This is a genomic window from Streptococcus sp. bf_0095 (assembly GCF_004166885.1).
In the GTDB taxonomy this organism is placed as follows: domain Bacteria; phylum Bacillota; class Bacilli; order Lactobacillales; family Streptococcaceae; genus Streptococcus.
The window spans coordinates 308,945-327,141 of sequence record NZ_RCYU01000002.1; the positions used below are offsets into that span (position 1 = coordinate 308,945).

The 18,197-nt window shown below is 44.8% G+C and carries 18 protein-coding genes; 8 read left to right on the forward strand and 10 right to left on the reverse strand.

Going from position 1 to position 18,197, the window contains the following annotated elements:
* Positions 1 to 67 precede the first annotated feature (67 nt).
* On the reverse strand, positions 68 to 1,348 hold the full coding sequence (locus EAI95_RS06160) for a DUF308 domain-containing protein (RefSeq protein WP_037599405.1): 1,281 nt from the start codon (positions 1,346 to 1,348) through the stop codon (positions 68 to 70).
* A 98-nt stretch (positions 1,349 to 1,446) separates the two neighbouring features.
* Between EAI95_RS06160 and EAI95_RS06165 the strand changes: the two genes are divergently transcribed.
* The 3 genes from EAI95_RS06165 to EAI95_RS06175 all read left to right on the forward strand — a co-directional run bounded on the left by EAI95_RS06165 (position 1,447) and on the right by EAI95_RS06175 (position 5,036).
* Entirely contained in the window at positions 1,447 to 3,726 is a 2,280-nt protein-coding gene (locus tag EAI95_RS06165) for a Xaa-Pro dipeptidyl-peptidase (RefSeq protein ID WP_129822499.1), read from the forward strand.
* 112 nt (positions 3,727 to 3,838) lie between these two features.
* Entirely contained in the window at positions 3,839 to 4,354 is a 516-nt protein-coding gene (locus tag EAI95_RS06170; protein WP_048690819.1) for a DUF536 domain-containing protein, read from the forward strand.
* An 88-nt stretch (positions 4,355 to 4,442) separates the two neighbouring features.
* Complete coding sequence (locus EAI95_RS06175) at positions 4,443 to 5,036, forward strand: 3'-5' exonuclease (RefSeq protein ID WP_129822500.1); 594 nt, start codon at positions 4,443 to 4,445, stop codon at positions 5,034 to 5,036.
* 38 nt (positions 5,037 to 5,074) lie between these two features.
* Here EAI95_RS06175 and EAI95_RS06180 read toward each other — a convergent pair whose 3' ends face one another.
* Both EAI95_RS06180 and EAI95_RS06185 read right to left on the reverse strand, forming a co-directional pair.
* Positions 5,075 to 5,374, reverse strand: a complete 300-nt coding sequence (locus EAI95_RS06180) for a YbaB/EbfC family nucleoid-associated protein (protein WP_048690824.1) — start codon at positions 5,372 to 5,374, stop codon at positions 5,075 to 5,077.
* A 140-nt stretch (positions 5,375 to 5,514) separates the two neighbouring features.
* On the reverse strand, positions 5,515 to 6,861 hold the full coding sequence (locus EAI95_RS06185) for an Nramp family divalent metal transporter (protein WP_129822501.1): 1,347 nt from the start codon (positions 6,859 to 6,861) through the stop codon (positions 5,515 to 5,517).
* Between the two features lie 287 nt (positions 6,862 to 7,148).
* Between EAI95_RS06185 and EAI95_RS06190 the strand changes: the two genes are divergently transcribed.
* The 3 genes from EAI95_RS06190 to EAI95_RS06200 all read left to right on the forward strand — a co-directional run bounded on the left by EAI95_RS06190 (position 7,149) and on the right by EAI95_RS06200 (position 10,474).
* Positions 7,149 to 7,679 (forward strand): hypothetical protein, encoded by a 531-nt coding sequence (locus EAI95_RS06190; RefSeq protein WP_129822502.1) that lies wholly within the window; start codon positions 7,149 to 7,151, stop codon positions 7,677 to 7,679.
* A gap of 87 nt (positions 7,680 to 7,766) precedes the next feature.
* Positions 7,767 to 8,939, forward strand: coding sequence for an NAD(P)/FAD-dependent oxidoreductase (locus EAI95_RS06195; protein ID WP_129822503.1), 1,173 nt, complete (start codon positions 7,767 to 7,769; stop codon positions 8,937 to 8,939).
* A gap of 197 nt (positions 8,940 to 9,136) precedes the next feature.
* The gene (locus tag EAI95_RS06200; RefSeq protein ID WP_129822504.1) at positions 9,137 to 10,474 is read left to right on the forward strand and encodes a sodium-dependent transporter; all 1,338 of its coding nucleotides are present in this window, start codon (positions 9,137 to 9,139) and stop codon (positions 10,472 to 10,474) included.
* A gap of 40 nt (positions 10,475 to 10,514) precedes the next feature.
* Here the strand turns inward: EAI95_RS06200 and EAI95_RS06205 are convergent, their stop codons facing one another.
* The 6 genes from EAI95_RS06205 to tsaB form a co-directional block, all read right to left on the reverse strand.
* Positions 10,515 to 11,183 carry a hypothetical protein gene (locus EAI95_RS06205; RefSeq protein ID WP_048715770.1) on the reverse strand — a complete coding sequence of 223 codons (669 nt, stop codon included), beginning with the start codon at positions 11,181 to 11,183 and terminating at the stop codon, positions 10,515 to 10,517.
* Between the two features lie 125 nt (positions 11,184 to 11,308).
* The gene (locus tag EAI95_RS06210; RefSeq protein WP_048715743.1) at positions 11,309 to 11,638 is read right to left on the reverse strand and encodes an AzlD domain-containing protein; all 330 of its coding nucleotides are present in this window, start codon (positions 11,636 to 11,638) and stop codon (positions 11,309 to 11,311) included.
* Positions 11,625 to 12,320: an AzlC family ABC transporter permease gene (locus EAI95_RS06215; protein WP_129822505.1), complete on the reverse strand. Its 696-nt coding sequence runs from the start codon at positions 12,318 to 12,320 to the stop codon at positions 11,625 to 11,627. Before EAI95_RS06215 ends, EAI95_RS06210 begins: the two co-directional genes overlap by 14 nt.
* An 86-nt stretch (positions 12,321 to 12,406) precedes the next feature.
* Positions 12,407 to 13,429: a tRNA (adenosine(37)-N6)-threonylcarbamoyltransferase complex transferase subunit TsaD gene (gene tsaD / locus EAI95_RS06220; RefSeq protein ID WP_129269949.1), complete on the reverse strand. Its 1,023-nt coding sequence runs from the start codon at positions 13,427 to 13,429 to the stop codon at positions 12,407 to 12,409.
* On the reverse strand, positions 13,419 to 13,856 hold the full coding sequence (rimI, locus tag EAI95_RS06225) for a ribosomal protein S18-alanine N-acetyltransferase (protein WP_129822506.1): 438 nt from the start codon (positions 13,854 to 13,856) through the stop codon (positions 13,419 to 13,421). The genes tsaD and rimI overlap by 11 nt, the downstream gene beginning before the upstream one ends.
* Positions 13,853 to 14,536: a tRNA (adenosine(37)-N6)-threonylcarbamoyltransferase complex dimerization subunit type 1 TsaB gene (tsaB, locus tag EAI95_RS06230; protein ID WP_129822507.1), complete on the reverse strand. Its 684-nt coding sequence runs from the start codon at positions 14,534 to 14,536 to the stop codon at positions 13,853 to 13,855. The genes rimI and tsaB overlap by 4 nt, the downstream gene beginning before the upstream one ends.
* 283 nt (positions 14,537 to 14,819) lie before the next feature.
* Between tsaB and EAI95_RS06235 the strand changes: the two genes are divergently transcribed.
* Positions 14,820 to 15,050 (forward strand): DNA-dependent RNA polymerase subunit epsilon, encoded by a 231-nt coding sequence (locus EAI95_RS06235; protein ID WP_006595537.1) that lies wholly within the window; start codon positions 14,820 to 14,822, stop codon positions 15,048 to 15,050.
* Between the two features lie 3 nt (positions 15,051 to 15,053).
* Positions 15,054 to 16,736, forward strand: coding sequence for a ribonuclease J (locus EAI95_RS06240; RefSeq protein ID WP_006595536.1), 1,683 nt, complete (start codon positions 15,054 to 15,056; stop codon positions 16,734 to 16,736).
* A 96-nt stretch (positions 16,737 to 16,832) separates the two neighbouring features.
* Here EAI95_RS06240 and glnA read toward each other — a convergent pair whose 3' ends face one another.
* Entirely contained in the window at positions 16,833 to 18,179 is a 1,347-nt protein-coding gene (glnA, locus tag EAI95_RS06245; RefSeq protein WP_006595535.1) for a type I glutamate--ammonia ligase, read from the reverse strand.
* Between the last annotated feature and the right edge of the window lie 18 nt (positions 18,180 to 18,197).

The following is an 18,197-nucleotide window of genomic DNA, read 5'->3' on the forward strand; positions in this document are numbered from 1 at the left end:
TTTTTTTACAAGAAATCTTGTGCAAAAAAGACAGATTTTTCAAAAATAAAAATCTGTCTTTCTTTTTTTAGTATACTGTTCGTGTATGGACCCGCCCGTTTGGAGCTTCAAATTCGTATTCTAAGTAATCCTGATAGGTCCCTGGTGCAATCACTCCACGCACATCTAATACAGCCGTTCCTGCCTGTCCCACAATGGAATCTGCTAACAGGCAGCAATTAGTAGACAGAACAAAGTAAGATTTAAAACGCGAAGAAGTAAATTTATATAGCTCAGCCCCTAAATCATATTTCAATTTGTAAGCGTAGGTCGGCTGACCGTCTTCCAGTAACCTCCTAGGTGGATCCCAAGGTTCTAACAACTGATCAATTTCAGCTAGACGCTTCTCTACTGCCTGATTCTCTTCTTCGGTAAGGGATAGGCTGTAGCCAAACAGCGTCTTTTGACTCTCTTTTTTACATAGTTCGATGTATGGTTCCTTATCCACTTTAAACAGTACGCCATCCCCAATCGTCCCAAATAGACGCTCTGAAAAGGGATCGTAACTTCCGTAAGAAATGACCTTCCCCTGATAACAAATATCTACATGCCCAATCGCTCCAAATAAGTTGCTGTCAGAAGTATGAACCAAAATTTCTAATTCCCTTGCCTCTTCTTCTTTTTTCACCAATCGATAAGGGCCTGTGTGTCCCGCCGAGCTCCCTTTTTGAAGAAACTGGTTAAACCGTTTTAACTCCTTAGCAGGGATAAAGGCTGCAAAGATAACCGGTAGGCTAATACGAAAGCGACGTTTTAACTCTTGGCCTTGTTGGTCTTTGTCAAATAAAATACCATCTCGAATATTAGAAATCCCCAACAAGACCAGATAAGCCCCCAAGAGGATAAATTGGAAGTGCCCATCTGAACCAGGTTCCAAGACAGTTGCTAGACCAAGCCCACCGTTTAAAAGCGCATCCCATAAATAGAGCCAGCCTCCTTTTACCCGATTGGCCTTATAAAGCCAAAATGTGATCCCATAGACAATGGCACTCCCCAACTGATATGCCCCTAAACAAATCACAACTAAGTTTACGGGCAGACTACTCAGTCGATTCAACCAGATCAACGCAAGTGAAAGAAAAATAAACCAAATAGAGTGGCTATAGGAAATAGACTTGCTACGTAACAAAAAGCGAAGAAGAAAGCTTCCTAGTCCATCAACTAAAAAGTAAATGGCTAATAGATCCAAGGAAAATTTGGTGAAACCAACGCCGTTTCGAAAAATGAGAATCCCAAAAATGACGGCAAGAACCCCAAACAATAAGGTCCGTCTTCTTGCAACTTGTTCAAAAGATATTTTTTTCAATATTCCTTCTCCTTATAGACGAAAGGTCTTTAGACAAATACTATTTTATCAAGTATAATATAAAAAGTAAAGAACAAAGAAACTGATAAAAGGAGCAGTCTATGAAATACAATCAATATAGCTATCTATCTGTTGACCAAAAAGACATTCTTAAGGAACTAAAAGAAATTGGGTTTGACCTTCCCACCCACCTCCCAGAAAAAGAACTGTTTGAATGGTTTGTCCGCAAGGTTTACTTCACCTATAAAGATACAGATTATCCCCTCTCTAACCTAGTGGTGGATTCTAAAACAGACTTTTTAACGTATATCCAATCTGACTGCGAATGGTCTCCGAACATTTTTTACACAGTAGCCCTCCAATTACTCGGTTTCCGCTATTTTATTGATTTTGAAGATACGGATAGCTTCTTGAAAGAAGTCCAATTTCCGATTGAGTATGGAAACTTGGTAGAAAACCTCTACCACCTCCTCAATACTCGAACAGTCAAAGGGAATTTACTAATTGAGCAGTTGGTCAGCGATGGCTTGATTCCCGAAGACAATCGCTACCACTTTTTCAACGGAAAAAGTCTAGCTACCTTTAACTGCCATGATGTGATCCGTGAAGTGGTCTATGTAGAAAGTCGGATTGATAGCGATCAGGATGGTCTTCCAGATTTGGTCAAGGTCAATATTATTCGCCCTCGCTATGAAGGAAAAATTCCAGCCGTCATGACTGCCAGCCCTTATCACCAAGGAACCAATGACAAGGCTAGCGACAAAGCGCTCTATAATATGAATGTGGACCTGGAGGTCAAAGAACCTCATACCATTCAAGTAGAAGAACCTCAATTAGAATTGGTGGATCCTGTCGGTTCATCTCAACTGGTCTCTGAGGCTGAAGAAACCCTCACTCATATCAATAGCAGTTATACTCTCAATGACTACCTTCTCGCCCGTGGTTTTGCCAATCTCTACGTCTCTGGTCTTGGAACCAAGGACTCTCAAGGTTTGATGACCAACGGGGATTACCGCCAAATCGAGGCCTATAAAAATGTCATCGACTGGCTCAACGGACGCTGTCGTGCCTTCACAGACCACAGTCGCCAACGCCAAATCAAGGCCGATTGGTCTAATGGCAAGGTTGCTACGACGGGCTTGTCCTACCTAGGGACCATGTCCAATGGACTGGCTACCACCGGTGTCGATGGCCTAGAAGTGATCATCGCAGAAGCCGGTATCTCTTCTTGGTACAACTACTATCGAGAAAACGGACTCGTGACGAGTCCTGGCGGCTATCCTGGAGAGGATTTTGATTCGCTTGCTGAGTTGACTTATTCACGTGCCCTTCGGGCTGGAGACTATCTCCGCCACCATGCAGCCCATGTCGCTGATTTGGAAGAGGTTAAGAAGCAATTGGATCGCAAAACAGGGGACTACAACCAATTCTGGCACGACCGCAACTACCTCCTTCAGGCAGACAAAGTCAGGGCAGAGGTTGTCTTCACCCATGGTTCCCAAGACTGGAACGTGAAGCCCCTCCATGTTTACCAAATGTTCCAAGCCCTTCCAGCCAACATCAAGAAACACCTCTTCTATCACAATGGGGCCCATGTCTATCTCAACAACTGGCAGTCCATTGACTTCCGTGAGAGTATGAATGCCCTCCTCTCTAAAAAATTACTGGGCTATGATTCAAGCTATGAATTGCCAACCGTCATCTGGCAGGACAATACAGGGGAACAAAGTTGGACTTCCTTGGAAGACTTTGGCAATCAAACAGCCCAGCGGACCTTCTCACTGGGAGATGGTGAAAAAGTCATCCAAAACCGCTACGCATCAGAAGACTATGAGCGCTATGGCAAGGCCTATCCAACTTTCCTAACGGACCTCTACCAGGATAAGGCGCAACAAGTGACCATCGATCTTCCGATTGCAGAAGACCTACACCTCAACGGAAAAGCTCACCTTCACCTGCGGCTCCAATCTAGCACTGACAAGGGCTTGCTCTCAGTCCAACTCATGGAGCTAGGAAGCAAGAAATACCTCCAACCCTATCCAGCTGTCCTATCCGTCCGTACACTGGATAACGGTCGTTACCATATGCTGGACAACTTGACTGAATTGCCATTTAAGGAAGCCGGCCAACGAGTGATTACAAAGGGGTATCTTAACCTCCAAAACCGTCATGATCTCTTACAAGTCGAACCTGTGACCCCTGGAGAATGGATGGAATTCGACTTTGAACTCCAACCAACCATCTACAAACTGGAGAAAGGGACCACTCTTCGTCTCGTCCTTTATACAACCGACTTCGAGATCACTGTCCGCGACCAAACAGACTACCAACTCACCATTGATCTGGCCAACTCCAGCTTAACCCTTCCTGAGATGGATTAAGGAATTTCATGCTTTTTCCTTGTCGTCCCTTCCCTTGCTTGATTTGACAGCCTTGCCTACTTATGATAATATCTAAGAGAGTATTTCATAGAAAAAGAGTTTAGAGGATATTATGGCTATCGAAAAAACAGTCAGCGAAATTGCTGAAATTCTAGGAGTTAGTCGCCAAGCGGTCAATAACCGTGTCAAGGCCCTAGATCCTGAAGATACAGAAAAAAATGATAAGGGAGTTACCGTCGTAACCCGTAGTGGCTTGATTAAGCTAGAAGAAATCTACAAAAAGACCATCTTTGAAGACGAGCCCGTCAGCGATGATGTGAAACAGCGTGAATTGATGGAAATTTTGGTAGATGAAAAAAATGCCGAAATCGTCCGTCTCTACGAACAACTAAAAGCAAAAGACGACCAGCTAAAATCCAAAGATGAGCAATTAGCTAAAAAGGATGAGCAGTTGCGTGTCAAAGATGTTCAGATCGCTGAAAAAGATAAACAGCTCGACCAACAACAACAGCTAACCCTTCAGGCTATGAATGACCGCGAAACATTGAAATTGGAATTAGATCAAGCCAATGAAAAGGTTCAAGAACAAGAGAGTAAAGGCTTCTGGAGACGCGTCTTTGGTCGCTAAAAACTGACTTCGGTCAGTTTTTTCTATGCCTTTGCCTCCCCTCAATAATTAGAAAATCCAAAAACACCCATTAGATGAAGGAGTTCCCTTGAAAGAATTAAGCCACTATGTCTCCTTTGATTTAGAATTTAATCAATTTGAAGGAAAGTACCACATTATCCAAGTTTCTGCTGTCCGCTTTGCAGATGGCCAAGAAGTTGCCCACTATGATTCCTATGCCTATACGGATAAACCACTGAAGAGCTTTATCAATGGCCTCACCGGGATAACATCTGATAAAATCCTCCAAGCTCCCCCACTCGAGCAAGTCCTAGCGGAGTTCCAAGATTTTGTTGCAGATAGTCCCCTCATTGGATACAATGCCATCAAGAGTGACCTCCCTATCCTAGCGGAAAATGGGCTAGAGTTCACAGACCAATATGCTGTTGATGTCTTTGAAGAAGCTTCTAAACGCCGCCCTTCTGACCTCCATGGGATCAAAAACTTGCAGCTCCATACAGTTGCTCAGTTTTTAGGGGTAGCTGGAAAATCGCATGATAGTTTAGAAGATGCCCGGATGACTGCCCTTGTCTATGAAGCCTTTCTCGAATCAGACCGGGCCCGGCAACTCCTAACCGAACAAGAATCCTTTTCTACCTCTCCTTTTGGTGGATTGGACCTCTCCAATTTTTTTAACGACTAAAAAAACCTCTATCATCGATAGAGGTTTTCTCTGTATGCTTAGAATGGTAATTTACCTGCAAAAGCTCCCAATTTTTTCTTGGTTGCCGCATCAATTTCTTCGATGGCCGCATTGATAGCTTGAACGGTCATATCAGAAAGAGTTTCTGTATCTTCTGGGTCCACGACTGCCGGGTTAAATTCGATGGATACCACCTTTTTATCACCTGTCAAGGTAGCGACGACCAAGTCCTGAGCAGACTTACCAACAAATTGAGAAGCAGCCAATTCTGCCTGGCTTTGTTCCATTTGCTTCTGAAGCTTTTGTGCTTGCTTCATCATATTTTGCATATTCATCATAAGATTTTCTAGATTCCTTTCGTATCAAGGGGTTAGGACCTCTTGTTAAGTTTTTACTTCCCACTTCTGCCCATTTTCTAGCTAGATGGGAACTTCCCTCCTATTATAGCATGTTTTCCCCGTCCGACAAAGCTGATTTTTTATTTAAACAGCGTCGTCACAATGAGTTGGACGTTTAACAGAGTCAGAAGAGTAGCTACTCCGTAAGCTAAGTAGGTATTCCATTTTGCATTGACAAATTCTCCCATGATTTTTTTATTGGAGGTAAAGTAAACCAAGGGGAAAATTGAAAATGGTAAAGCCAGAGACAAGAAGACTTGAGAATAGACCAACAAATTATCTAGAACACTTTCCTGATCCCCAAATAGAAAGGCGACAATCAGGACAGGAGTGAGGGCCAACATCCTAGTAAAGAGGCGGACAAGCCATTGAGGAAGCCGGAATTTAAGAAAACCTTCCATGACAATTTGTCCCGTCAGAGTGCCTGTAATGGTTGAATTCTGACCACTTGCTAACAAAGCAACGGCAAACAGAGTGGACAGAAAAGGACTCGCAATAGCTCCTGCAATGGCATTGTTTTGCAAGGCATCATACATACTGGAGAAGGCTCCAATTTCTTCTGCGTGTCCAAAAAAGAGGGCCGCTCCGAGAATCAGTAAGAGAGAGTTGACAACAAAAGCCAGGGTCAATTCAATATTGGAGTCCCAGGTCATGAAGCGCACAGCCCGACGAATATCCGCAGGATCCTCATAATCGACCTTCCGTGTTTGTGAAATGGAAGAATGTAAATAAAGGTTATGAGGCATGACAGTTGCACCAATAATTCCCAATGCTAGCGTCAAGGCTTGTGATCCCTTGGGAAGCCCAATGCCTACGATTTCCTTTTGGGGAATAAACCCAGCAAAAATTCCACCTATATCTGGTTTTGATAAGACCACAAGATAGATAAAAATCCCCAGAATGGTCAAAATCAAGGTGGAGACAATGGCCTCAATCTTGCGAAAACCCAAGTGCATGAGCCCAAGGAGGAGGAAGACATCCAGGATGGTGACCAAAATAGAAAAAAGCAAGGGCCATCCGAAGAGCAAATGGAGCGCAATCCCCGAACCAATGACTTCTGCTAAATCTGTCGCCATCAAAGCCAATTCAATCACCATCCAGAGAATATAGCGGAGCCACTTAGGTAAATGAGTCGCCGTTGTCTGGGCCAAATCTTTCCGATGGACAATACCTAGTTTTCCAGCCATCTGTTGCAATTGCATAGCAATCAAGGAGGATAAGAGAACCACCGACAAGAGCAAGTAACGATAGTGAGCCCCGCCAACAACGCTGGTAATCCAGTTCCCAGGATCCATATAGCCCACTGCTACTAGACTCCCCGGACCTGAAAACAATAATAAGGTCTTCCAAAAAGAAGTTCCCTTGGGAACCCTGACGGATTGATTGATTTCTTGGAGTGATTTCCGCTCTAACTGTTCTAAACTCATGATACCCTTCTTTCCACGACGTTACTTCCCCTTGATTATAGCACAAATGACGATTTTTCGGTAAATTTTCTCTGTATTTTCAAAAAAGATTCCCTTCCCAACTCCCACTTCACCATTTTCTTCGTATTCCTTTAGCGATTTTTTCTTCTTTGCTCCTCCAAATTGAACCGAATAGCTTCAAAAATGAACCAAATAGATTTTTCCCCCTATCCGGCTTCAAAAGTTTGTATACTAATCGTAACTGAAATATAGCTCAGTTATTTATTGAACAGCAAAGGAAAGAAACTATGATCTATGTCATTGAATACAATTATCCCTCTAAGATGTTGGTCGAACATATTAACAGCTATCTAGAGAAAAAACGGGTTCGTAATCTACCAGTCAAGCTGGTCTATAATGGAAATATCTCCTATATTGACTATGACTTGAAAAACATCTACTTCTTCTCCTGTCAAGGAAATTCTGGAATCAACGCCTACAAAGAGCTCGAACGCATCCGGAGAAATGATCCTTTTGGACGCATTATCGTTCACTCTAACAAGGTGGATGGACGCAGACTCATGGACCATAAACTACAAGTCTATGGCTTGATGGAACTAAGCCTTAGTGACTACGGAAAGCCAGACCTCTATTATCAAGAGCTTGACTTTTTGCTAGGCGATCTCTACGAAGAACTCTGGGAAATGGCTGCTGAAGCCAAGTACGCTGCTGGGAAGAAAACCAATCAGCTCTTCCCACGCTGGGGTCCTGAAATCGGAATTTACCCACCTAAGCGTTATTCCATCCATCTCCGTCAAAATCCAAACGAAGACGATTAACTCATCAAAAGTGGAGCCTGGGGACAGGGTCCATTTTTTATGTTACAATGAACTGGAAATGAAATGAGACGAGAAAAAGGAGATCTTATGAACCACTACGATACCATTGTCATTGGAGGAGGACCTGCTGGTATGATGGCCACCATCTCCAGTGCCTTCTACGGGCAAGCAACCCTCCTGTTGGAAAAAAACCGCAAACTAGGGAAAAAGTTAGCTGGGACTGGTGGAGGTCGGTGCAATGTGACCAACAATGGAAGCCTGGACGATCTCCTAGCAGGCATTCCAGGAAACGGACGCTTCCTTTACAGTGTCTTTTCTCAATTTGACAATCATGATATCATCCGCTTCTTCACAGAAAACGGGGTCAAGCTCAAGGTCGAAGACCATGGTCGTGTCTTTCCAGCTTCAGATCGTTCCCAGACGATCATTCAAGCGCTGACTGATAAGATTGCTGAGCTTGGCGGTCAAGTCCGCTGCCAGGTAGAGGTAACCTCTGTGAAGAAAATCGATGGACAATTCGTCATCAAATCAAAAGACGAGACCTGGACTGCGGACCGCTTGATTGTGACAACTGGTGGAAAGTCCTACCCTTCGACGGGCTCTACCGGCTTTGGCCACGATATCGCCCGTCACTTCCAGCACACTATTACAGAACTAGAAGCTGCTGAAAGCCCCCTCCTGACAGATTTCCCCCACAAGGCTCTTCAAGGGATTTCCTTAGACGATGTGACCCTCCACTATGGCAAACACCACATTACCCATGACCTCCTCTTTACCCACTTTGGACTGTCTGGCCCAGCCGCCCTTCGCATGTCAAGCTTTGTCAAGGGAGGAGAGATCCTGACACTAGACAGTCTCCCTCACTATTCTAAGGAAGAACTCACAGCAATCCTAGAGGAAAACCGGGAAAAATCTCTAAAGAATGTTCTGAAGGCCTATCTGCCAGAACGCCTGGCGGAATTCTTTGCCCAGGATCTTCCGGAAAAGGTGAAGCAACTCTCTCCTAAAGAAATCGATGCCGTACTAGCAAAGGTAAAGGAACTCCCAATCCCTGTAACAGGGAAGATGTCCTTGGCCAAATCCTTTGTGACCAAAGGTGGTGTCAGCCTCAATGAAATCAATCCCAAGACCTTAGAAAGTAAGTTGGTCCCCGGTCTTCATTTTGCTGGGGAGGTCCTGGATATCAATGCCCATACAGGAGGATTTAACATTACTGCTGCCCTCTGTACCGGTTGGGTGGCCGGAAGTCTCCACTATTGACAGCTTTTTCAAAAGATGTTAGGATTATTTTTAGAACAAATCCAGCAACAAACATAAGAGTCATCTTCTAAGAGATGTCACTTTGCGTTTTTATGGCTATTTAGTTCGTACTAAATAGCCTTTTTCTTTTGTCTATGAAAGAGCCTTTGCTGGCCTTTGCCTTCTTCCTATATTTGAATTAGAAATGGAGAATCCATATGGAAAAATCTCAATGGGGTTCCAAAATTGGCTTTATCCTAGCCTCTGCAGGTTCTGCAATTGGTCTTGGGGCTGTTTGGAAGTTCCCTTATATGACCGCCGCTAACGGGGGCGGAAGTTTCCTTCTTGTTTTTTTGATAGCAACTCTACTTATCGGCTTCCCTCTCTTACTGGCTGAATTTACTCTAGGACGTGCAGCTGGTGTCTCTGCCATTAAGACCTTTGGAAAGCTCGGTAGCCGTCGCCTTTATGATGGGATTGGTTGGATCGGTGCCTTTGCCCTGTTCATCCTCCTCTCCTTCTACAGTGTCATCGGTGGTTGGATCCTGATTTATTTGGGAGTCGCCTTGGGAGAGTTATTCCAACTCCTCTCAGTTAGTGACTATACCCAGCTCTTTGGAGAGATTATTTCAAATCCCTGGTTAGCTCTAGGAGCCCAGGCCATCTTCATCCTCCTCAATGTCTTGATTGTTTCCAAGGGGGTGGAGCAAGGGATTGAAAAGGCCTCAAAATTCATGATGCCACTTCTCTTCATTATCTTCTTAGTCATGATTGGTCGTTCCTTGACCTTACCTGGCGCTTGGGAGGGAGTCAGCTATTTCCTCAAGCCAGACTTCTCCAAGATGACTAGCCAAGGTCTGCTCTATGCTTTGGGCCAATCGTTTTTCGCCCTCTCCCTAGGGGTGACGGCCATGTTGACCTATGCTTCCTATTTGGACAAGGACACTGACCTGGTCCAATCCGGGATTTCCGTCGTCTTCATGAATATCGCCGTTTCCATCATGGCGGGCTTGGCGATCTTCCCAGCTATGTCAGCCTTTCAAATCCCTTCTACTAGTGGACCGGGACTCCTCTTTGTAGTCCTTCCACAAGTCTTTGATAAGATGCCTTTTGGAACTCTCTTCTACCTGCTTTTCCTTCTTCTCTTCCTCTTTGCGACTATTACCTCATCCGTCGTCATGTTAGAGATTAATGTCGGGAACGTCACCAACCAAAACAACAAAAAGCGGGCTAAATGGAGCCAAATCATTGGTCTTCTGACCTTTGTATTTGGGATCCCATCTGCCCTTTCCTATGGAGTACTATCCAAGTGGACCCTCTTTGGAAAATCCTTCTTTGATTGCATGGACTTTTTGGTTTCCAACCTCCTCATGCCTTTTGGAGCTCTCTGCCTCTCCCTATTTACAGGCTATATCTTTGATCAAGTCCTAGCCCAAGAAGAACTAAAGGTGGGAGAAGAGAAAACCAAGCGCTTCTTCTTCAAGCTCTGGGTTTTCTTGCTTCGCTTTGTGATCCCAATCGTCATCCTCATTGTCTTTATTACACAATTTATCTAAAATAAAATCCACGACTCCTTAGGGATTCGTGGATTTTTCTTTATTTTGTAAGGGAAACACGGAAATCATTGTATTTGTTATAATCAAAGTCTTCATTAAGCCCTGTTACAAATACAATCGGTGTATAATGGCCCTCTTCTAAGATGAAGCCGGGTTTTACCTTCATATTGGCTCCCCCAAGTCCAGCAATCCCTGGAAGAAGGGCATCAAAAGCGCCAGGTTCGTCTGTTTCCCAGTAATAGACATTACCAGATGCTTGAACTGCCTTGGCTTTCGTTGTTGCAGTACGAACAGGATTCAAATCAGCTTGATAAAAGTTCGCTGTTGTAGTGACCGTACCGTCTGCAGCCACGGTCATTTGAACATCTTTGGCAATTTCAGTTGTTCCTGTCCAAGTCCCTACCAGCTCTTCTGGCACCATTTGAGACGAATCTGTGGCCTTGTTAGTGCTTGCTGCACCAGATCCTGCATTGGTTTGACCTGAGTTTCCTGCATCTTGAGAAGCAGCTTGTGCCCCTTCTTGCGCATCCGTTTCAGTAGCTTTTGTCTCTTTCTTACCAGAAGCAGCCTTTGCTTTTTTCTGACTAGACTTCACCGTCGTTTGTGCTTCTTTGGCAGAAGATTTGTTCTCTTCTTTTTTTGAACCACAAGCTACGAGTAGGCTTGCAGAAGTTAATCCTAAAAGTGCTAAACTTGTCCATTTTTTCATCATGATGATCCCTCACTTCATTTGATAAAAACTATTATATTACAATATTACTCAATGTCAAGTATTTTTGAAATATTTTTGTAATATTCGTAATAAACAGTAATCTATCTAAAAATTCAGGAGATTCAGGTGACAAGCAAACGTAAGAGGGCAACCAAGACAATCCCAAATAGAACCGTACCCATTAGGTTTTTGTAGCGAAAGGCTACTATCATGGTCGGAATGGTTGCGACCAGATCCACCCACCGAACTTGAGGAAGCTGGCCTACTTTCCCCTCTATCAGACTGGAAAGGATTAGGGCAAAAATGATGGCAATGGGAAGGTACTTTAGAAAACGCAGAACTGGATCTGGCAGACCCCGGTATTTGACCAGAACGAAGGGCAGAATGCGTGGAATCCAGGTGACCACTGCGGACGTCAAAATAACCAAGAAAATCCAACTATTCACGCGCATCGCACATCACCCCCACGAAACAGCCTGTTAAAGTAGCCACTAAAACGGCCAAGGATTGGGTCAAAAAGAAGGTCAAGAGGAAAAAGCTAAGGGCCACTGCACCTAAAACAAGGAGCATGGTAGCCATCTTCTCAGTCAAACGCATGCCTTGAAACTGACCTGCAAAAATCCCAATAAACATAGCAACTAAGGCGAAGTCCAGGCCGAAGGCACTAGGATTGGGCAAGAGGGAACCCAGCGCTGTCCCCAAAATAGTTGAGGAGCCCCAAGCTAGATAACCGACCACATTATTGCCATGCATCCAGGGAACAGTGATCCGGTCACTTTTCAATTTTTCACTCAAATAAACCCCGTAACTCTCATCTGTCAACAAACTACCAATTCCAATATTATGGACCAGGCTAGCCTCCTTGAAATCAGGGGAGGTATGCAGACTCATAAGCATATTGCGCAAATTGATGAAAAAGACGGTTAAGGCAATATTCATAAGGGACGAATGAACGGCAATCAAAGATATCATAGCAAACTGAGAAGCCCCCGCGTAAACCAAGAGACTCATCAAGCCCATTTCTAAAGGGGAGAGATAGGGAGACGCCACCACACCACAGGCCAAGCCAATACTGATATAACCCAAGGCTGTCGGAAGGGCATCCCTGCCCCCCTGCTGAAAATTCTTTTCCACTCTTTCTTCCTTTCTTTTTTGATGCTCTCTATTATAACAAAAAAGGGACGGGAATCGTCCTCCCGTCGTTTATGTTCGTTTTTTAACTAATCTAAGTTCTCTTCTATCGGATCAAAAGCAAGGCTAGGCTTAGCATTGAGGTCTAATCTAGCAAAATTTCCCTTATTCCATTCGCTGACACTGGCATAGGCAATCATCCCCGCATTGTCCCCGCAGAGGCGTAGAGGAGGAATGATGACCTTAACATCTGTGATCTCAGAAGCCAGGCGTTCACGTAATCCTTGGTTGGCCGCGACTCCTCCCGCCACCACCAGGGTCTTAACAGGGTATCTTTCTAGGGCTTTTTTAGTCTTGGCCATCAAGATATCCATCACCGCTGCTTGGAAGGAAGCCGATAGGTCTTCCTTGGACAGGCTCTCGCCTTTTTGCTCGGCATTGTGGTGGAGATTGATAAAGGCTGATTTGAGCCCTGAGAATGAGAACTCCAGATTGTCTTCCTTGATCATGGCACGTGGGAAATCGTAGATATCCTGACCCTTATGTGCCAACTCGTCAATCTCACGACCGGCTGGATAGGTCAAGCCCATTACGCGGCCGACCTTATCATAGGCCTCACCCACTGCATCATCACGTGTTTCCCCAACGATCTTATAATCACCCGCCTCCGAGACATAGACCAACTCAGTGTGTCCTCCGCTGACCAGCAAGGCCAAGAGCGGAAATTCTAAAACCTCAACGCTTTGAGCGGCCATCAAGTGCCCTGCCATATGATTGACAGGAATCAAAGGAATCCCATGGGCCCAAGCAAAGGCCTTGGCTGCAGCAAGACCGACCAAAAGAGCTCCAACCAGACCTGGTCCGTAAGTTACCGCAACCGCTGTGACTTCTTCTTCTGTAATTCCCGCTTCTTCTAGCGCTTCCTCAATACAGGCCGTAATGACTTCGACATGATGCCGACTGGCGACTTCTGGAACCACTCCCCCGAAGCGTTTATGGCTTTCAATTTGGCTGGCAATAACATTGGACAAGAGTTCTGTGTCATTCTTTAAAACGGCAACACTGGTCTCATCACAAGATGTTTCAAATGCCAAAATATATCTATCCTTCATTTGCTTCCCTTTTCATCATAATGGCGTCTTCGGTAGGTGCATGATAATACCCTTTCCGGCAACCAATTTCTTTAAATCCTTGTTTCTGATAGAGAGTCCGAGCCGGAGTGTTTCCTTCTCTCACCTCTAAAAAGACCTCTTTCTCCTGAGGAACCGTTTCTAGTAGCTGACGAGCAATCCCGAGCCCTTGCCACTCTTTTCGAACAGCAATTTGGACGACTTCTAACTCATAGAGGTTTTCTTGTATAGCCAAGAAGCCCACTAATTCTTCCCCACTGTAGGCCAAGGCATACCAATTTTGAGCTTGACCGAGATCCGCTAGGACTTGCTCCAAGGTCCATGGGCTTTGTCCATAGACATCGTCTAAGATTTCTACCAACTGAGGGGCTAAATCGAATCGCCCCGCATCCTTCTCGATTCGGATCATAGGCGTTTGATGTAGGACTGACCGGACTCTTGATGGTCCTTGAGCCAGTTTTCCTCAGCTTCTACCCGCTTGAGGTAGTTGGGCACAAAGCCATGGACGGAGACAGCTTCTTTTGTAAGTCCTAGCCGGCCAATCCGCACCGCATCCGGTAGGGTTTCTACCATCTGAGCATTTGGCAAGGCTTCTTGTATCTGCTCACGAAAGGCTTCCACTTCCCCAAGGAAGGTCACCTTCTCAGCTCCCTTTGCTCTTTCTAATACGGCTTCAAAAGAAAGGTGAGCCTCCGGGTAGACTAGCTGATCCTCTTGGTAAAAGCCCGCATAGACATGGTTGCGCCGCGCATCCATTACTGGAATGGCTAGACCTTCTATCTCTTCTGGTACCAAGGCTAGTAAGCTCGACACCCCTACTAAGTCAATCTTTAGCGTTTGAGCTAGGGTTTTAGCCGTTGCTACCGCAATCCGCAAGCCAGTATAGGATCCAGGCCCTTCTGCTACTACGATACGGTCTAAATCCGTCGGTTTCCAATCAATGCTGACCATCAAAAATTCAATGGTCGGCATCAAGGTAATGCTGTGGTTTTTCTTGATCGTCAGTGTCAACTCTGCTAATCGGTTTTCTTCCTCCAAAAGGGCAACGGATAGGGCCTTACTGGAAGTGTCAAATGCTAATACTTTCATGTTTTCTCCTCGTTGTCTGCTTCATATTATACTACAAATAGACGCCAAACGGTAGAGGAAGCACCCCCAGACTGTGAAATCACCTGCTCTCTATCCCTTCTAAAAAAGCGCTTCCTTCTGCTCTCAGACCCTGCTTGCATCTTTTCCTTAGAGCCTATTTATGGTATAATGGATAATAATTGTATCGAATCAGGACAAAAGAAAGCAAGAATAGGTGTCTCAGCTAGCTACTAGCTGTTTCTTTTCTGCTACAGTCCGAACAAGTGAAAGGAACCGAAACGAAATGATTTACAAAGTTTTCTACCAAGAAACAAAAGAACGCAACCCTCGTCGTGAAACGACTCATGCCCTCTATCTCGATATTGATGCGAAGAATGAGTTAGAAGGACGCATTGAAGCTCGTCGCCTTGTTGAAGAAAATACATCTTACAACATCGAATTTATCACTCTCTTGTCAGACCAACACCTAGAATATGAAAAAGAGTCTGGCGCATTTGAAATTACGGAGTTCTAATCCATGGCATATACCTTAAAACCTGAAGAAGTTGGTGTTTTCGCCATTGGAGGTCTCGGGGAAATTGGTAAAAATACCTATGGGATTGAATACCAAGACGAAATCATCATTGTGGATGCTGGGATCAAGTTCCCTGAAGATGATTTGTTAGGGATTGATTACGTGATTCCTGACTATTCCTATATCGTTGAAAATATCGACCGTGTCAAAGGTGTCTTGATTACCCACGGGCATGAAGACCATATCGGAGGAATTCCCTTCCTCTTGAAGCAAGCCAATGTGCCAATCTATGCTGGACCTTTGGCCCTAGCCCTTATTCGTGGAAAATTAGAAGAACATGGCCTCCTTCGTGGTGCCAAACTCTATGAAATCAACCAAAATACGGAGTTGACTTTTAAGCATATTAAAGCGACCTTCTTCCGGACAACCCACTCCATTCCAGAACCTTTGGGGATTGTTCTTCATACGCCTCAAGGAAAAATCGTCTGCACGGGAGACTTTAAATTTGACTTCACACCTGTAGGCGAGCCGGCCGACCTTCACCGGATGGCTGCACTAGGAGAGGAAGGCGTCCTCTGTCTGCTTTCTGACTCAACCAACGCGGAAGTCCCAACCTTTACCAACTCTGAAAAAGTCGTTGGTCAATCCATTATGAAGATTATTGAAGGCATTCATGGACGCATCATCTTTGCTTCCTTTGCATCCAACATCTTCCGTCTCCAACAGGCTGCAGATGCCGCTGTTAAAACTGGCCGCAAGATTGTTGTCTTTGGACGCTCGATGGAAAAAGCCATTGTTAACGGAATTGAGCTTGGCTATATCAAGGTACCACCTGGCACCATTATTGAACCAAGTGAAATCAAAGACTACCCGGCAAACGAAATCCTCATTATGTGTACAGGTAGCCAAGGGGAGCCTATGGCGGCACTGTCTCGTATCGCTAATGGAACCCACCGCCAGGTGCAATTGCAACCGGGTGATACCGTTATCTTCTCATCTAGTCCAATTCCTGGGAATACAACTAGTGTGAATAAATTGATCAATATCATCTCGGAAGCAGGAGTCGATGTCATCCACGGTAAGATTAACAACATCCATACCTCTGGACACGGTGGCCAACAAGAACAAAAGCTCATGTTGCGCTTGATCAAACCCAAATACTTCATGCCTGTCCACGGTGAGTACCGCATGCAGAAGATTCACGCTGGACTTGCGCGTGATTGTGGAGTAGAAAAAGATAACATCTTCATCATGAGCAACGGAGATGTTCTTGCTCTGACGGCTAACTCAGCTCGTATCGCAGGAAGCTTCAATGCTCAAGATATCTATGTCGACGGAAATCGCATCGGAGAAATCGGAGCGGCTGTCCTTCGTGACCGCAAAGATTTATCAGAAGATGGGGTTGTCCTAGCTGTTGCGACAGTTGACTTCAAGTCGAAGATGATTTTAGCTGGACCAGATATCCTCAGCCGTGGCTTCATCTATATGAGAGAGTCCGGTGACCTGATCCGTGAAAGTCAACGCATCCTCTTCAATGCTATTCGAATCGCCTTGAAGAATAAAGATGCCAATATTCAAACCGTACACGGTGCCATTGTCAACGCCCTTCGTCCTTTCCTTTATGAAAGCACGGAACGTGAACCTATCATCATCCCGATGATTTTGACACCAGATGAAGAAAATTAAGTAAAAATAATGGATGAGACCTATCGGCCCCATCCATTTTCTTTGTATGAAAAATGAGCCAGGTCATCAAACCTAGCTCATTTTATATTTCTCAGCTTAGTAAAGATCTAAGTAGTTATCAATTTCCCATTGTGAAACAAAGGTTGCGTAGCTTGCCCACTCGATGCGTTTGGCTTCCAAGAAGCTGGTATAGATATGTTCACCAAGAGCATCCTTAACAACTTCATCTTCGGTCAAAGCTTTCAAAGCATTATGAAGAGTAGATGGGAGGTCAGTGATTCCAGCTTCTTTACGCTCTTCTGCAGTCATGATGTAGATGTTTTCTTCGATAGGAGCTGGTGCTTCGATTTTGTTTTCAATACCGTGCAAACCAACTTCCAAAAGAACAGCCATAGCAATATATGGGTTGGCCATTGGGTCTACTGAGCGCAACTCAAGGCGTGTTCCCATACCGCGTGAAGCTGGTACACGGACCAATGGTGAACGGTTGCGGCCAGCCCAAGCGATGTAAACAGGTGCTTCATAACCTGGAACCAAACGTTTGTAGGAGTTAACGGTTGGGTTCATGATGGCTGTGTAGTTGTAGGCGTGCTTGATCAAACCGCCAAGGAAGTGATAAGCTGTTTCTGACAACTGCATTCCTTTTGGATCATTTGGATCAAAGAAGGCATTGTTTCCTTCAGCATCGAACAAGGACATATTGCAGTGCATCCCGGAACCAGCAATCCCAAATTTTGGTTTAGCCATAAAGGTTGCATACAAACCATGTTTGCGAGCAATGGTTTTGACAACGAGTTTAAAGATTTGAATCTTGTCACAAGCACGAAGCACTTCATCGTACTTAAAGTCAATTTCATGCTGACCTACGGCCACTTCGTGGTGACTGGCTTCTACTTCAAATCCCATTTGAGTCAAGACATTGACGATCTCACGGCGAGTGTTATCCGCAAGGTCTGTAGGCGCCAAGTCAAAATAGCCACCCTTGTCATTTACCTCAAGAGTTGGATCTCCATTTTCATCAAGCTTAAAGAGGAAGAACTCTGGCTCTGGTCCAAGGTTGAAAGATTTGAAGCCAACTTCTTCCATGTGACGAAGGGCACGTTTGAGGTTCCCACGTGGGTCTCCTGCAAATGGTTCCCCTTCTGTTGTATAGACATCACAAATCAAGCCTGCGACACTGCCGTTCTCATCTCCCCAAGGGAAAACAGTCCAAGAGTCCAAGTCTGGATAGAGATACATATCAGACTCATTAATCCGAACAAACCCTTCGATAGAAGATCCATCAAACATGGCCTTGTTTGAAAGAACCTTTTCCAACTGTTCATCTGTCGCTGGAATTTCAACGTTTTTCATGGTCCCTAAGATATCTGAGAACATCAACCGAATAAAGGTTACATTTTTTTCTTTGACTTCGCGACGAATATCTTCAACAGTAATTGACATGTGTGTCTCCTTATGAGT

Bases quoted from the DNA above. Each gene is read 5' to 3' on its own strand.
- EAI95_RS06165 (WP_129822499.1), top strand. From the start codon at position 1,447: ATGAAATACAATCAATATAGCTATCTATCTGTTGACCAAAAAGACATT.
- EAI95_RS06170 (WP_048690819.1), top strand. From the start codon at position 3,839: ATGGCTATCGAAAAAACAGTCAGCGAAATTGCTGAAATTCTAGGAGTT.
- EAI95_RS06180 (WP_048690824.1), bottom strand. From the start codon at position 5,374: ATGATGAATATGCAAAATATGATGAAGCAAGCACAAAAGCTTCAGAAG.
- EAI95_RS06185 (WP_129822501.1), bottom strand. From the start codon at position 6,861: ATGAGTTTAGAACAGTTAGAGCGGAAATCACTCCAAGAAATCAATCAA.
- EAI95_RS06190 (WP_129822502.1), top strand. From the start codon at position 7,149: ATGATCTATGTCATTGAATACAATTATCCCTCTAAGATGTTGGTCGAA.
- EAI95_RS06195 (WP_129822503.1), top strand. From the start codon at position 7,767: ATGAACCACTACGATACCATTGTCATTGGAGGAGGACCTGCTGGTATG.
- EAI95_RS06200 (WP_129822504.1), top strand. From the start codon at position 9,137: ATGGAAAAATCTCAATGGGGTTCCAAAATTGGCTTTATCCTAGCCTCT.
- EAI95_RS06205 (WP_048715770.1), bottom strand. From the start codon at position 11,183: ATGAAAAAATGGACAAGTTTAGCACTTTTAGGATTAACTTCTGCAAGC.
- EAI95_RS06210 (WP_048715743.1), bottom strand. From the start codon at position 11,638: ATGCGCGTGAATAGTTGGATTTTCTTGGTTATTTTGACGTCCGCAGTG.
- tsaD (WP_129269949.1), bottom strand. From the start codon at position 13,429: ATGAAGGATAGATATATTTTGGCATTTGAAACATCTTGTGATGAGACC.
- rimI (WP_129822506.1), bottom strand. From the start codon at position 13,856: ATGATCCGAATCGAGAAGGATGCGGGGCGATTCGATTTAGCCCCTCAG.
- tsaB (WP_129822507.1), bottom strand. From the start codon at position 14,536: ATGAAAGTATTAGCATTTGACACTTCCAGTAAGGCCCTATCCGTTGCC.
- EAI95_RS06235 (WP_006595537.1), top strand. From the start codon at position 14,820: ATGATTTACAAAGTTTTCTACCAAGAAACAAAAGAACGCAACCCTCGT.
- EAI95_RS06240 (WP_006595536.1), top strand. From the start codon at position 15,054: ATGGCATATACCTTAAAACCTGAAGAAGTTGGTGTTTTCGCCATTGGA.
- glnA (WP_006595535.1), bottom strand. From the start codon at position 18,179: ATGTCAATTACTGTTGAAGATATTCGTCGCGAAGTCAAAGAAAAAAAT.